The sequence below is a fragment of the Psychrobacter sp. G genome (genome assembly GCF_000418305.1).
Taxonomy (GTDB): domain Bacteria; phylum Pseudomonadota; class Gammaproteobacteria; order Pseudomonadales; family Moraxellaceae; genus Psychrobacter; species Psychrobacter cryohalolentis.
The window spans coordinates 2133542-2147758 of the sequence record NC_021661.1 but is presented as its reverse complement, the minus strand read 5'-3'; the positions used below and the strand labels follow the sequence as shown (position 1 = coordinate 2147758).

10 protein-coding genes and 1 CRISPR repeat array are annotated in these 14217 nt (G+C 41.4%); of the genes, 3 read left to right on the top strand and 7 right to left on the bottom strand.

What is annotated here, in order from left to right; translation table 11 throughout:
• Window positions 1-38: 38 nt before the first annotated feature.
• The 3 genes from PSYCG_RS08835 to PSYCG_RS08825 all read left to right on the top strand — a co-directional run bounded on the left by PSYCG_RS08835 (window position 39) and on the right by PSYCG_RS08825 (window position 2740).
• Window positions 39-587: a cysteine hydrolase family protein gene (locus PSYCG_RS08835; protein WP_020443868.1), complete on the top strand. Its 549-nt coding sequence runs from the start codon at window positions 39-41 to the stop codon at window positions 585-587.
• 78 nt (window positions 588-665) lie between these two features.
• Window positions 666-1580, top strand: coding sequence for an MBL fold metallo-hydrolase (locus PSYCG_RS08830; protein ID WP_020443867.1), 915 nt, complete (start codon window positions 666-668; stop codon window positions 1578-1580).
• A 92-nt stretch (window positions 1581-1672) separates the two neighbouring features.
• Entirely contained in the window at window positions 1673-2740 is a 1068-nt protein-coding gene (locus tag PSYCG_RS08825; protein WP_020443866.1) for an LLM class flavin-dependent oxidoreductase, read from the top strand.
• Window positions 2741-2889: 149 nt separating this feature from the next.
• Here the strand turns inward: PSYCG_RS08825 and PSYCG_RS08820 are convergent, their stop codons facing one another.
• The 7 genes from PSYCG_RS08820 to csy3 form a co-directional block, all read right to left on the bottom strand.
• Window positions 2890-6234 (bottom strand): tyrosine-type recombinase/integrase, encoded by a 3345-nt coding sequence (locus tag PSYCG_RS08820; RefSeq protein WP_020443864.1) that lies wholly within the window; start codon window positions 6232-6234, stop codon window positions 2890-2892.
• Window positions 6221-8764 carry a site-specific integrase gene (locus tag PSYCG_RS08815; RefSeq protein ID WP_020443863.1) on the bottom strand — a complete coding sequence of 848 codons (2544 nt, stop codon included), beginning with the start codon at window positions 8762-8764 and terminating at the stop codon, window positions 6221-6223. The genes PSYCG_RS08820 and PSYCG_RS08815 overlap by 14 nt, the downstream gene beginning before the upstream one ends.
• On the bottom strand, window positions 8761-9231 hold the full coding sequence (locus tag PSYCG_RS08810) for a hypothetical protein (RefSeq protein WP_144061769.1): 471 nt from the start codon (window positions 9229-9231) through the stop codon (window positions 8761-8763). The genes PSYCG_RS08815 and PSYCG_RS08810 overlap by 4 nt, the downstream gene beginning before the upstream one ends.
• A 537-nt stretch (window positions 9232-9768) precedes the next feature.
• Window positions 9769-10194 carry a translesion error-prone DNA polymerase V autoproteolytic subunit gene (gene umuD / locus PSYCG_RS08805; RefSeq protein WP_020443861.1) on the bottom strand — a complete coding sequence of 142 codons (426 nt, stop codon included), beginning with the start codon at window positions 10192-10194 and terminating at the stop codon, window positions 9769-9771.
• Window positions 10195-11511, bottom strand: coding sequence for a Y-family DNA polymerase (locus PSYCG_RS08800; protein WP_020443860.1), 1317 nt, complete (start codon window positions 11509-11511; stop codon window positions 10195-10197).
• 385 nt (window positions 11512-11896) lie between these two features.
• Window positions 11897-12458: a CRISPR direct-repeat array (repeat unit 28 nt; unit sequence TTTCTAAGTCACCTGAGCGGTGATGAAG).
• A gap of 182 nt (window positions 12459-12640) precedes the next feature.
• Window positions 12641-13237: a type I-F CRISPR-associated endoribonuclease Cas6/Csy4 gene (cas6f, locus tag PSYCG_RS08795; protein WP_020443859.1), complete on the bottom strand. Its 597-nt coding sequence runs from the start codon at window positions 13235-13237 to the stop codon at window positions 12641-12643.
• Window positions 13237-14199 carry a type I-F CRISPR-associated protein Csy3 gene (csy3, locus tag PSYCG_RS08790; RefSeq protein WP_020443858.1) on the bottom strand — a complete coding sequence of 321 codons (963 nt, stop codon included), beginning with the start codon at window positions 14197-14199 and terminating at the stop codon, window positions 13237-13239. Before csy3 ends, cas6f begins: the two co-directional genes overlap by 1 nt.
• Between the last annotated feature and the right edge of the window lie 18 nt (window positions 14200-14217).

Sequence of the window (14217 nt, the reverse complement as noted above, 5' to 3'; positions counted from 1 at the left end):
GTCTATACAGTCACTCCCATAAATAAAGAGGCACTATCATGAACAAACAAGCTCTGATCGTTGTAGACATTCAAAATGAGTATTTCCCAGAAGGTAAGATATCACTCGTAGGTATTAACGAAGCCGCTGATAATGCCGCTTTGGTTATTGCGTCTGCTAGAGAAAAAGGTCATACCGTCATTCATGTTCGTCATGAGATGCCTTCTACTGACGCACCAATCTTTACGCCGGGTACCGATGGTGTAGAGATCAATGAGAAAGTAAAACCGATAGAGGGTGAGGCTGTCGTCGTCAAGCATTATCCCAATTCATTCCGTGAAACTTCTCTTAAAGATCTGCTTGATAAAGAAAGTATCAAAGACGTGACCGTGATTGGCGCCATGAGCCATATGTGTGTTGATGCCACCGTTCGTGCGGCAGTGGACTTTGGTTATACAACGACCACGGTTCATGATGCCTGTGCCACGCTTGATCTTGAATTTAATGGAACGACCGTACTCGCCGCTCAGGCTCATGCCACCATCATGGCAGCGATTGAGTTTCTATATGGCGAAGTGATTGATGCCCAAACATGGATCGCACGTTAATCCTGAGTAGTTAATCAAACCCTCATTAAGTTGTAAAACAGATTCCTCAATAAGATTCTCATCGATAAGGTAAAGATTATGAAGATAGCAAAATTACTGACTAGCACCACGCTGTTAAGTGGCGTGATGTTGTTAACGGCATGTACCACCTTTGCCAGTCCAGCAGCAAATTCTAACGCGGTAAAAGATACAGCCACCAATACCGTTCAATTTCAGCAAATCCGCAATGCCACAATCAAACTTGATTATGCCGGCACTACTTTTTTAATCGACCCTATGCTAGCACCTAAAAATGCTTATGCAGGGTTTGCAGACACATTGAATAGCGAAATCCGCTATCCAGTGGTAGATTTGCCGATGTCTGTTGCAGAAGTGCTTAAAGCAGATGCCATTATTTTGACCCATTTGCATGCTGACCATTGGGATGATGCCGCACGTAACCTCGTCCCTCGTAATATGCCAATTTTTACTCAAAATGAAGCCGATGCAGCAACTGTGCGTAAAGATGGCTTTACCGATGTCAGAGTATTGACACAGCAAGGGGTTGTGTTTAAAGGCACGAGAATAAATAAAACCATTGGACAGCATGGTACTGATGAGATGTACAAGGTTCCAGCACTTGCTCAGGCACTTGGCAAAACGATGGGTATTGTGTTCCAAAAACCAAACTACAAGACGGTTTATGTCGCAGGGGATACGATTTGGAATAAGGAAGTAGAGAATGCACTGACTCGCTACAAGCCTGATGCAGTCATCCTTAACACAGGTTATGCAAAGCTCACTACCTTTGTTGATGACTCTATCATCATGGGTAAAGAGGATGTATACCGTGCGTACAAATTCTCTCCTAACGCTCAAATAGTTAATGTGCACATGGACACGGTCAATCATGGAGCACTGTCGAAAGCAGAGCTGCGCCGCTTTATCGAGGAAAAACATCTGGATAAACAACGAGCGCTTGTTCCTGATGATGGGCAGCTCTATAAATTCTAGTACTTGATAGCTGGGTTTTTAAATCTTCCCTGTGTGGCAATACCCAAAGTGTGTTGCCATGCATAATCAATACGGTAAAAATGAGATCGTTTATGAATATTCCAAATAATTCTGGCAACGCCCCTTTCGTTCTGTCGGTACTTGATAATGCCTTCACCGGCGTTGGCTATGCCATAGAGGATACCTTTAAAGAGATGATCGCTCTTGCGAAACTGGCGGATAAAAGAGGGTTTCAGCGGTTTTGGATGTCTGAACATCATGCCATGCCGGGCGCCGCAGTTCCTTCTCCGCAGATGATGGTTGCTCGGCTTACTGGTGAAACCGAGCGCATTAGGCTTGGTGCAGGCGGTATCATGCTACCGAATCATGTGCCTTTGGTGGTTGCTGAACAATTCGGTATGCTTGATGCTTTGGCTCCAGGACGAATTGATCTTGGTTTGGGAAGGGCACCGGGTACGGATGGAGCAACGGCGTCAGCTTTGCGCCGTCACAAGGCGGCGAACGATGAGTTTCCTCAGCAAGTCGCAGAATTGTTGGGATTTTTAGAAAACAGCTTTCCAAAAGACCATCCTTATAGTGAGGTTCATGCGGTGCCAGGGCCATGGCAGGCCGAGCAAAATCGAGTGCCGCCATCAAAGACCGCCACTGATGTATGGATCTTGGGGTCATCAACTTATTCAGCCCATATGGCAGCCCAGCTTGGCAGGCCATATGCGTTCGCTTTGCAGTTTGGCAGTGCAGATGTTCTCAATGCCATGCGCATTTACCGAGAGAATTTCCGTCCTTCAAAAACTCTAGCCAAGCCATACAGTTTGGTCAGTATTGGCGCGATTGCAGATGAAGATCCTGTAGAGGCACGCCGCCAGTCAACATCCACTGCCATGGCAATGTTAAGAATGTTCCAGCGCAAGCCTTTCGCTTTACTGCCACCAGAAGAAGTAGCGGCTTTTCAAGGCAATGTACAAGAGCGCCAAATTATTGAGCAGTATACCGATCAAACCCTGCATGGCACTGCTGCTGAAGTCGCAAAAGGTTTAGAGGGTCTTCAAGAGCAGACAGGGGTCGATGAGGTTATGATGGTTGTTCAAGGTTATTCACGCCGAGCTCAATCGCGTACGGTTGAGCTAATCGCAGATCACTATGGCATGCCGAGTCAATAGATTCTTTTGAGACTAGCAATATTCAAAGCTTAGCAAAGAGCTTAATGCGTAACCATTATGCTCCATTGATTCAACGATTTTATTAGCTATACCACCACCATCCTCTGGCCCCATAATAGATCTTGAGATAATTAGATTTAATACAAAAACTAATTTGCAATGGATAGCGATTCATCAGTGATCAGTATCATATGCACAAAAAACCGTAGTAGGGGCGAGTATTGCCATTTATTCGTTTGATCTCTAAGGTCTCGGCTAGCAATACCGGTATGAATAGCTTCTATCGAGTTGTTAGACTGTCGCTTAATGTCTTGATAGTCGGTAGGTGACATATTTTTCATTAATAAGGCTTCGTTGCTACTTATCAGCCAATGTTTCAAAGGCAGCAGTTTTTTGGCAATATCAATGAAACGCTGCAACTCTTTCTCATCTCCTTTCCCGAATGGTAGGTACGCTTTGCTATTTGATAGTCTTTGACGACATATCTCAATGAACCAAGTCCAGTCATTCCCTGATTCTTCTCGTAGGCGATAGGCATTATTTAACAGGAGTGATAGCAATCTTAAGTCACTTTGATATTGGATATTCAGTGGGCTCAATGCAGTAGACTCTGAATCTGTTCGTTTTACAAAGCGCGGTTGATTACGTTTGGTAGTGATGGCAGCAACCTCGCTGGCACGTTTTATTAAAATGTTTGCATCGTGAATAGAAATATTTGCTAATTGGGCTGCCTTACTTAATGAAACCTCTTTATCATAGGTCTGTAGTAGCAGCTGTACTCGGTTTAGACCATAACGACCAAACAGCTCATCAGTAGCTGCTGGCTTAGCATTCAATACAGGTTGAACGTCACATTTTTCGATCGTAAATCGTGGTGATTTGCGTTTGCCTTCTATAATACTTTTAAATAAAAGTGTACGAATGCTAGGTATGCTGACGATATTGTGACTAACAATGGCATTGTTTTCGTTAATTTTTTTATTAGTAAAACCTGTTATGTTACAAAGCGTCTGATCTGGCAATGTTATATTTGCCTCACTAAGCGCATAGGTTGCCATCAGCGTAGCAAAATGGTTGTAATACTCAAAGCTACGCTCAGGCGACAAGTGCCCCATAATACCTGATAGAGCATACCAGCGATCTTGTGCATCGATATGCTCCCCGAGTACGCCTTTCTTTATACGCAGTATGTCATTTTTATCATAATCGGTTAAGGCGTGTACGAGATCTGGATCACCTAATAGCGCTAGAGATAGATTACTCACTGCCGTATGTCTAAACCCATGAAAGGTATGCTCTGCCACGTTATCATCTACAGAGATATCTTTTAAGACTCGTTTGAGTAACTGTAAGGGGACGTGATCATCAATGGGACGTTGATCTGAGGATAAGGTAAAGATAAACTTGTTTGGATTGCCGCCGATATTACTTTGCACAAAGTTCATAAAGAAATCCAACTCATCATGCTTGAGGAGGGCAAATACGGCAACGCGGCGAATGCTACTTTGAGTTTTGGTTGAACGGTAGCTATTGGGTCTGATCACAACTGACGGTGTGGCTGCCTTCAAACCTTCGATGTCATTATACTTAAGTCCCAATAGCTCTTTTTTACGCATGCCAGTACGATAAACTAAGATAAATAAAAGCGCGAACATCTCCCGCTCTAATATATCTATAGAACCCAGTATCTGCTTAATAATGGCTTGGTACGCTTGCGGTGATATCAGCTCCGCACGTACACGTCGACCGTTTTTGGAGTGTTGAAAGTTCACAGAGGGTAGGTTGTATTTTTCCTTGGCAAAGTTGTGAATACTTTTAAATAAATTAGCAGAATATCCAATGTTAGTATTATTACGTACGACAGCTTTGTACTCTAAAATATCTTCATAGAGCTCCTCAAACTCTTCTTCTGACCAAATATCAAGTGGCTGCGCCGTTGTGAAATATAACCATTCATACCCTATGGTTTTAATATATTTCAAAATAGATTTATTACTAAGCGATTTTGATTCTTTTCGATTGAGTAAACTTAGTACCCAATCTAATAAAATCTTTTCACTTAGGTCATCATATTGCTCATAGCGTTTTTGTACTCTTTCGATAAGGGTGTACGTCGTTTGGCTGAGTTTTCTCTTTTTCTCTTTTTCATCCATTTTGAAGTCTTTAGTGAGATTCATAATCAAATCAGACTTTCTAACCTCTATCTTTTTGGTAGAACTGCTAGGTGTTTCTTTTTGATTAATAGAGTTTTTGCTGATAGACAGCGCTAAAATCTGCTCTAAATTATATGGCTCATCTGTATATTGGCATTTTTGATTCAAAAACCGCTCAAAATCCTGCGTATTCAGTCCAGCAGTGTTATGCATACCTCGCAGCACCCCAACTGAAGCGTGGTCAATGTCAGCGCCATCGAGTACCTCCCAGTGATAACTGGCGTAATGTAAAAACCTTGAAAAGGGGAGAGGTTTTATATTTAAAGGCTTGGTCACATCAGACAAAACTACGGTCAAGTATTGCTCAATCTTATCTGATGACAGCTCGGAAAGTGTCCGCTTGATCTCTGCTTGATCGCTGTTTTTATGGTAACGCATCAGCCAACATTGACTGACCATATCTACAACGATTTGCTTGGTGTTGTAAAGCTTGTCACTACCTTCTTCACGCTCGTTACCATAACGTTTTTGAGCAAAGCGTGGTGAGACCACTATTCTTTGATGGATAAATGGTTGATACTTTTTAGCTAGTAATGATGTAAGCCACCCTTGGAGCATTTGTTTTTCGTTAATGCCACCATACACAATCCCTGAGAATATAAGCCAGCCTAAGATCTGATCTTGGCTATAATCAGCTGTTTGATTCCAGTGCATCTGTACGGCACGAATAGTTCTGACCAGTGACTTGCCATTTTTGATCCAGTCGTTATTAATAATCAATGGATTAAACTTTGTGGGCTGAGGCGCGATTATCTTAGGATAATAGTGTTTTGCAAGCATGTAATGTTGATTTTGATAATTAATAAACTGACTAATAGTTTGCCATGCTTGTTTTAATGTTTTGGTTGTTTTATAGGCTTGAGAAACTTTATCCTGAACAACAGCTTGAAACGTATCGAATCCTTCGTCAGATAAAGGTTTTAGCTTATTAATAAAGGCACGCTGAAACTCGCCTATTACCTGACTTCGTGGCAACCATAACGCATCAGCAAAACTGGCAGGACTCGATATAGCCAAGAAGGTGCGATTATCTGGCCAAAGTAATTGTTCGTATTGTTTATAATATTTAGCAAGAGATTGAGTGAACCTAATATTGCCAGGATAGGCTTTTTGCAAGGAATCCCACTCGGTCTGTAAATCCACTAATAGCTGTAGTTCACGCTTTCTTGTAGGGTTACTATCATCAAGTAGCGAAGGATATGGTACATAGCGTTTTTTTCTACCATCAAACTTTGCTAAGCCATCAATAATTTTTGGCAGATGGATATTATTTATTAGCATGATCTACCTCTACATGTCTTCTTTGTATATGACTGAGTTTAGAATAGTTTTTAATTTCTATAAGGTTTAATTCTAGCTGCTCAGCGATCTGCTCAAATACAGGTGCAACACGTTTAATATCTGCTTTACTGCTTGAGGAAAAACGCCCCAATACTTCTTGACGGGCTTTTTCATGACCAATAATAGTATTGATTAGCGGAAGCTGAACACTATGTTTTCCAAGCTGAGTACGTACAAAATGACGTGTCCAGTAAGGGTTAGCGTCAATGATATCTTTGGTCATATGGTAGGCGTCACCGCGCTTAATATTTTTTAAGTTATTTACACTTGCAGATAAAAGCTTCAATAATGCTTCATCGTTACCTAAGCGGATACTATCAATAGTCTTACTAATGTCATGCTTTAATTGGTGCTTAGCCTGATAGTCGATTAGATAGTCTCTATAGTCTATTAAATGGCGTACAAGGGTAGGGCATAATGGAATTAGGCGATCACTTTTGACCTTCTTCACAGGCTTATCATTGATGAGCAGCCAACCAATTTCGAGATCTATATTGTACGTTTTACCAAGCCCGTTGTTCGGTCGCACGCCCGTTAAAATGCAAAAGATAAACCATACAAAAATACTAGTGCGATTGAAGTGATCTGCATCATTTGAACTTTGATCTGCCCAGACTTTCATATCATTCATGATCTTCTGGACGCTATCAATTTTGAACGCAAACCCTGAGCCTACGGTATATTTATGCCAAGGGGTGATATAAGTTAAGTCAAAACTACTTAAGCTACTCAATACGCTTAGTGCTGATTTATAGTGAGCAACGATCATCTCACTGGTATGGCTACTGTAATACATCGCTGGAGCATGGGGCGCTGGCGTGCGACAGATGATATCGGCAATGTGCTCATGACAATCAGGTGTATAACGAGAGAGCATGACATGTAGTGCGGTCTCTATACGATTGACGGACAGGTACGGCAATCCAAGGCTGCTACGCAAGTCGGCAAGATACGCCGTAAAATCTTCTTTTAATGGCAACTCACAAGCAAGTAAATCATCTATCAGCCATGACGGCAGTGGAACTTTGATGGTATCGGAATGATTTTCATAATTCTCTTCGCCCAGTGTTTGGCTTGTGGATCTTTCGGTAATACCTAAACTGTGTTTAATGTAATATTTTTTACCCTCAAGATTAAAAATACCAGGATGACCGATATAGCCGGGTATTAGTAAAGATTTAACTGGCAGTCCGGTAATCATAGATAATAGCAAAATACCTGCATAGGTTTTGTGAGTCTCTGATTCTGGTAAGGTGCTTGCGTCTTGGTTGAGCGCCGCAAATAGCGCTTGGTAACCAGCAACAGAGAGCAGTCGCGTGTTAGAGTTGAGCGCGAGATTGCGCTGAGACATGTAGTTTTGCTGTAGCGATAAATCTATAGTTTGCAGCGGTATAGAGTTTTTGATCAACGGGTTTGGATATTCGCCATAGCTGACATAGGGCGCCTCATAGTGGTCAATACGCTCTTCAAAGCTGGTAGTTAACCCTTCATAGATTTCGGTATTAGGGTCTAAAAATGCGAGATCTACGGCGGTAGCACTGTGTTCTATATCATCACGTATGCTGCTGATCCATGCATCATTACTGGACGTAGTATTCCAGTTATGGCTCGTTGCAGTAGAGTCTAAGTCAGATGTAGATGTATTATCTGCTAAGTTGATAGCTTTGATTTTAATGTTTTTAGGTGGCTTCTTACGTTTAGGTTTAGGCTTCTGTAATACATGCGCATTTTGATAGGCGGTCGTTATTTTCTCTATTTGACTGAGTTTTGCTTTTGCATCAGCCTTGTCCTTTTTTATTTTCTCTGTATGTTTATCATTTTCATTAGACTTACCTGTTGATGCTTTCTTTTCTTCGATATGAGTAGTTTGTTTATCATTTAGCACTTCAAGTGCACTTTTTTGCTGTTCTAACAGACTGTTAAATTCCGATAATATGCGCTTTATGCTTATCTCAGTTTGGGCGATATTAGGAAGTGCCTGCCAAAGCCATTTGCGCCTAGAAGATGCTGAAAACTGCGCCATCTTAAATTGCATGAGTATATTATTGGTATCAGTATCGGTTTTTCTACCGGACACGATAAGCAGCGCTGCGGTGTGCATCGCTATAGACAACCAAACTAGTTGTTGCACTGACTGACCTAACTGCTGTTTGATAACGATATCCTGCATTAGGATAAGCAGCTGCATTATCAGTGGTTTTTGTGCCAAATCTGTCCGATTAATCTGCATATATTGATCGGCAACTGGTCTCTCTTGCAGTGTCTGCACAATCGTTTTTGACAAATCTGCAATCGCGTTTTCTTCGCTTTGATAACTGTAATGCATCGCGCTAACAATAGTGGAAATGGCCTCTATAACGGTTTCTGGGTAATCAAAGCTTCCATCATTCTTTAATGCGCTAATGGTCTTTCTTGAAATCTCCGATGATATCTGTTGTTGGCTGGATGAGGTCTTATTATTTTGAGTCACATCGATACTCCACAGCGGCGTGCATGATAAGTTTGTTCAGTAATGTCGATAAGCTCACAAAACTTAGTGACGGCAAAGATATTTTTGCCAAATAATTGCTGATTCATCTGTTTATCTAACATAGTTTTAAGTTGTCTATAAATGAGTTTGATATCTAGCTTCTTGTTATGCTGAGTAATGATCTCAATGAGTTCATAAAAACCAAGGTCAAACTCAAACTGATCCTTTGCAATGTATCTGATCGGCACCTCTTTTCTTAGCACACAAAAATCAATGTCAGAATTTTTGATGAGATGAAAAAGCTCAAAATTATTAGCTAGAAACCATTTTTTGTCCTCTTTGATAAAGGAGGTGGGTTTTAAGCAAGCATTGCTTTGTTCAATCTTGAGAGCCTGATCATTAATAAAAGGTCTAATATAATTGGTGTAAATAGCAAACAAACTAACGATTTCTGGATATACAAGCACCGTGGCTGTCTGTAGTTTGGCGATCGATAGTGACTTCATATACTCCTCACTATGGTAACAAGTTGATGACTTGGTCGTCGCGCCCCTTTTATTGACCTCTACTCGTACTTTACGAGGACTGACGAACAATTGAAACCCACTTTGCTAAGGATTGAAGCAAAATCATGTAATACACGACATTATGTGACGCTTTAACGTATTTTGCGGATTATTCGGAGAAGGGTTTATAACCAATCAAATTAAAACTATGTACAAACATATAGCAGATCTAACAGGTGGGATGCGGTTAGCAAAGCTTGCTGATATTGAGCCAGTAGCACCTTTACATATTATAAGCTGCGTCGATAGCCACCGAGAGACCATCAAAGATAGTGACTTTTTCTATAGAGTTAAATAGCAAAGATGATAGGAGTAATCGGCTGCTCACAGAGTTTAGGTTTTTAGCAGATGATGCGGTTTGGCAAGAGATACAGAATATTGTGATCAGTACATTTATAGATGATCATGCTATAAATCTAAAGGTGGCATCGTGTCATCTCACCGCTTAAACCGTCTAATGCTACTCGCCACCACCCCAAACAGCTCAAGCGATCCCTTAACCACTATATCGGCATAATTCTCATTGTGCGCACGCAGAATAATGTTCTCACCCAGTATCAACTGCTTGGCAGTAAAACCATCATCGACCAATGCAATCACAATGTCTTTATGGCAGGCTGTTAGTGAGCGGTCAACGATTAAGATATCATTAGGGTAAATACCGATATCCACCATGCTATCTCCTTCCACCTCAACCAGATACGTCGATGCTGGATGGCGTATGAGTAGGGTGTTTAAATCAATACGGTTTTGCACATAGTCAGTCGCTGGGCTTGGAAAGCCTGCTTTCACTTTATCACTGTATAAAGACAGCAATACCGTTTCACCTTCATCTGTCAGCTTACCGATTATTTTGACGGTCATCTAATGCACCTTAGGCAACTGGTTAATATTGGTGGTGTAGCAAGGCGAGAGCATATTACAACTCATTTCCCATGATTGCTTATCTTTGATGCCTTCACTGGCAATAAACACAGCTGATTGCTGATGACTGTTTTGTCCGTACTTTTTATTCAGCGCATCCATGATGGCAATGACCTCAGTCCTTTTCTTGATGCTTTCATCCTGACCGTTATCATTGTGATCGCTCTTATCCTCTGCAAATAAATCAAGCTGTACCTCATCATGCTGACAAATACCAAGCAGCATCACACCTGCTTTAGCGTAGCGCACATCCTCTCTATAAATCACCTTTAGTACTTGTCTGGCAGCCGTGACCATCACTCTGGTATCTGCCGTTAGGGTTATAAATTGATAGTCACCAGAGATGAAGACATAAGGCTCATTTTTACTGAAAGGGCTGTTCTTAGCAAAGACAGTGATATAAGCACACACGCTGTCTTGCTTACGCAGCTTACTAGCAGCCTTAGCTACATGAGCACAGATAGACTCGCTGAGTGCTTGCTGGTCGGTGATACGCTCAGAGAAAGAGCGTGAGGAGATAATTTGTTTTTTAGGCTCGATGCTCTCAATACCCAAACAGGACTGACCGTTAAGCTCTAAGCAGGTGCGTTCTAATACCACGCCAAAGTGCTGTCTGATTTTAGCAGGCTCACAGATGGCCAATTGGTAGACGGTATGAATGCCTATCTCATTGAGTCTAACCTTGTACCGACGACCCACACCCCACAGCTCGCCGACACCGGTTATCTGCATGATGCGGCGTATCCATCTGATATTGTCTAAGACACAGACGCCTTTGGTGGCTGGGTATGTCTTAGCCGCATGATTGGCAAGCTTTGCCATGGTCTTGGTAGTGCCAATACCCACACCGACTGGAATGCCAGTGTGCATCTCTACAATGGCTTTAAGCTTATGCCCGTAAGCACTTAAATCTTGCAGGGCAACGGGATAATCGGCTAAGTATAAAAAGGCTTCATCAATAGAATACACTTCAACCGTTGGACACAGCGTTTCAAGCGTATTCATGACACGCTGAGACATATCGGCATAAAGAGCGTAGTTGGAGCTAAAGACAGTGATGTTATTTTTGATGCAGAAATCTTTAACTTGAAAATAGGGCACACCCATCTTGATACCTAACAGCTTTGCCTCAGGCGAGCGAGCAACCACACAGCCGTCATTATTGGATAGCACGACGACGGGTTTGTCTTTTAGATCAGGACGAAATAGCTTTTCACAGCTGGCATAAAAGCTGTTGCAGTCGATGAGCGCATACATGGCGGTCTCGGGTTATTGTTGGCATAAAAAAGGGCGTTAGATCCAATTGTTTATATTTAAGCAATTGGATGAGATGGCTTTGAGTGTAGAGGTAGGAGGTTGAGGAATTCAAGGGCAGATATGATTTATGCGACGATGGGTGTCGTGAGGTTTTAGATGGGTCGTTTAAACCATAAAAAAATAGCGCCCATGTTAGTTGCTATTTTATGTTTCGTTGCCATGTGATCAAGGTTATGCAATGAAAGTCATATGACAAAGCTAATCACTACTGACTGGTTAAGGTCACTGTTCTAGGGCTCCCATTATTACTAGGCTGATTAAGTATCACTTTGCTCGCTAACAGATCGCCTTTGGTATAAAGTATGGTTATACCATTGACCTAGCATTTCTAAGTCACCTGAGCGGTGATGAAGCTTTTCATCACGATGATCGTACTCACGTTTACTTTCTAAGTCACCTGAGCGGTGATGAAGGCAAAAGTAAACGAAGAACGTGATGAGCTGATTTTCTAAGTCACCTGAGCGGTGATGAAAGTAAACGAAGAACGTGATGAGCTGATTTTCTAAGTCACCTGAGCGGTGATGAAGGAGTGGAATCAATGAGGGCTTAACTACTAACTTTTCTAAGTCACCTGAGCGGTGATGAAGTGTTTCTTTTCCAGTAGCTATTGACCGATGGCTTTCTAAGTCACCTGAGCGGTGATGAAGATTGTTACCAAGTCTTCTACTACCTTATATATTTTCTAAGTCACCTGAGCGGTGATGAAGTTTTACTTTACTCATTCCTTCACCATATATATTTTCTAAGTCACCTGAGCGGTGATGAAGTACGGTCAAAACGATGGCAACGACTATCCAATTTTCTAAGTCACCTGAGCGGTGATGAAGAAGACTGTCAAGAAACACCCTAAACCCCTTACTTTCTAAGTCACCTGAGCGGTGATGAAGAGGAATTATACCTCAAAAAAGTGAGTTACGCTAAGACGTGGAGGGCAAAATACCCTATTTTACCCTCCATTCTTTTACCTATCGTAACTAATTGATTTTATTATAAGTTTTTAAGTAGTCAAAAATAAGGGTTTTTATGCCTAATTTTTGGGTAATTCGTCATTACCCTTTACTATAATCTACTACCATTGCGGCACGGTGACATGATTAGACATGCCATTCATACCATATACATTAAAACGACCCGTTATTTCTTCTTCACAAGGTTGCTGTAAGATCTGCAATGGATAATGGCTCTTATTGCTTTCACTATACATTCTAATAAAAGGCAGATTTAATTCAGCTTTGCGTTTGGCAACAATCGCTATCGCCTTGTGATTGCTAATCTCCATTTTTTTGGCTAGAGATTGTACTTGCACTTCTAAAGGTTTAAAACGATAGCGGTGTACGCTGACATAGCCCGTTATTTTATCGCCAACTTCTTTGATACCTTTGATATGCACATAATCCATCAGTCGCGATAGCCAATCGTTGAGATTTAGGGTCTCTAAGTCTTTTTGGCTGGGAGCAAAGAGGCGAAGTTTTAGCCCAAGCTTGGATGACTGCTCATTTTTATCATCATAGTGATAATCAGGGAAGCTGACACCAATAGAGTCGATGCTATGGTTATTTTTAATATCAGCAAACGCAATGTGTAGCTGGATAAATAGCTTACTCCAGATAAAGTAGGGCGCAATATCTGGGTCGGGGATGATGGTTATTTCTTGGTAGTATTGCATTAGTCACCACCTTTACTAAATACGCCACCTCGGATTAGGTTTGAGACGACATAAGCTTGCTGTTCAGGCGATAACTCATGATCATTTATCCACTCAACCATCAAGGTATATAAGTCATTTTTACTTTTACGATATGCTTGCCCGCGTTGTGTAACTGAACCATAAGGTTCAGCGGCAATTGGGAATTGAGCATCGTCACTATACCAGTCATCTACTGTGCGTAGTGCATTACCAATCTTGACATTATGCATAGCAGCTTGGTCTTTAATTTTAAATAACGCTTTACGTTTTTCGCCCATGTTCATCTCTTGAGAAGGGAACACATGCTGTCCATTACCAAGCTTCACAAAAGCATTTACCGTAAGCAAAACAAAGGTATCGTTGCTCAAACCTCTTTTGATGGCATTCGCTAGTTTTTTAACTTTATCATCTGCTTGATCAAAACTATTTAAACTATAGTCATAAGCATTAAAAGTTAATGTCTCCTCATTATTAATCTTTACAATAACAGTAATATCTTCTGCACCAACCCGATTACGCCATAAGAAACGCCCATTAGCGATATTATAAGCGTAACGCTTTGCCAGCTCACCCATTATATCCGTGTCTTTAAACGTATTTACTTTCGCTGTAATTGCAGTTTCAAAGTCAGGGCTATTACATGCGAAGGGCAAGCCCAAATTTCCAATAATCCGTAGCGTAAAGCTGAGTTTCAAAGTGTCATGTTCTAGAGGTAGATTGGCATCATCATTACTGGCTGCAACAGGGTTTGGCATGATTTTTTTGGCATCAGCAATACCTTGAGCGCTTTGTGTAGAACGGTTTAAACGTGGAATAATAGCGATAGGCTGCCATTTTCCTGTATTTTCCTTATTATCCCAATTACCTGAAAACATTAATGCATCAGAGTTCTCAATTTTACGCTCAAAGGCAAGCATGGTTGGTAGGGTGATTTTGCTCATAATATTACTCCTTGGTTT

Excerpts from the sequence above, each read along its gene's own strand:
- PSYCG_RS08835 (WP_020443868.1), top strand. The coding sequence starts at position 39 with ATGAACAAACAAGCTCTGATCGTTGTAGACATTCAAAATGAGTATTTC.
- PSYCG_RS08830 (WP_020443867.1), top strand. The coding sequence starts at position 666 with ATGAAGATAGCAAAATTACTGACTAGCACCACGCTGTTAAGTGGCGTG.
- PSYCG_RS08825 (WP_020443866.1), top strand. The coding sequence starts at position 1,673 with ATGAATATTCCAAATAATTCTGGCAACGCCCCTTTCGTTCTGTCGGTA.
- PSYCG_RS08820 (WP_020443864.1), bottom strand. The coding sequence starts at position 6,234 with ATGCTAATAAATAATATCCATCTGCCAAAAATTATTGATGGCTTAGCA.
- umuD (WP_020443861.1), bottom strand. The coding sequence starts at position 10,194 with ATGACCGTCAAAATAATCGGTAAGCTGACAGATGAAGGTGAAACGGTA.
- PSYCG_RS08800 (WP_020443860.1), bottom strand. The coding sequence starts at position 11,511 with ATGTATGCGCTCATCGACTGCAACAGCTTTTATGCCAGCTGTGAAAAG.
- cas6f (WP_020443859.1), bottom strand. The coding sequence starts at position 13,237 with ATGCAATACTACCAAGAAATAACCATCATCCCCGACCCAGATATTGCG.
- csy3 (WP_020443858.1), bottom strand. The coding sequence starts at position 14,199 with ATGAGCAAAATCACCCTACCAACCATGCTTGCCTTTGAGCGTAAAATT.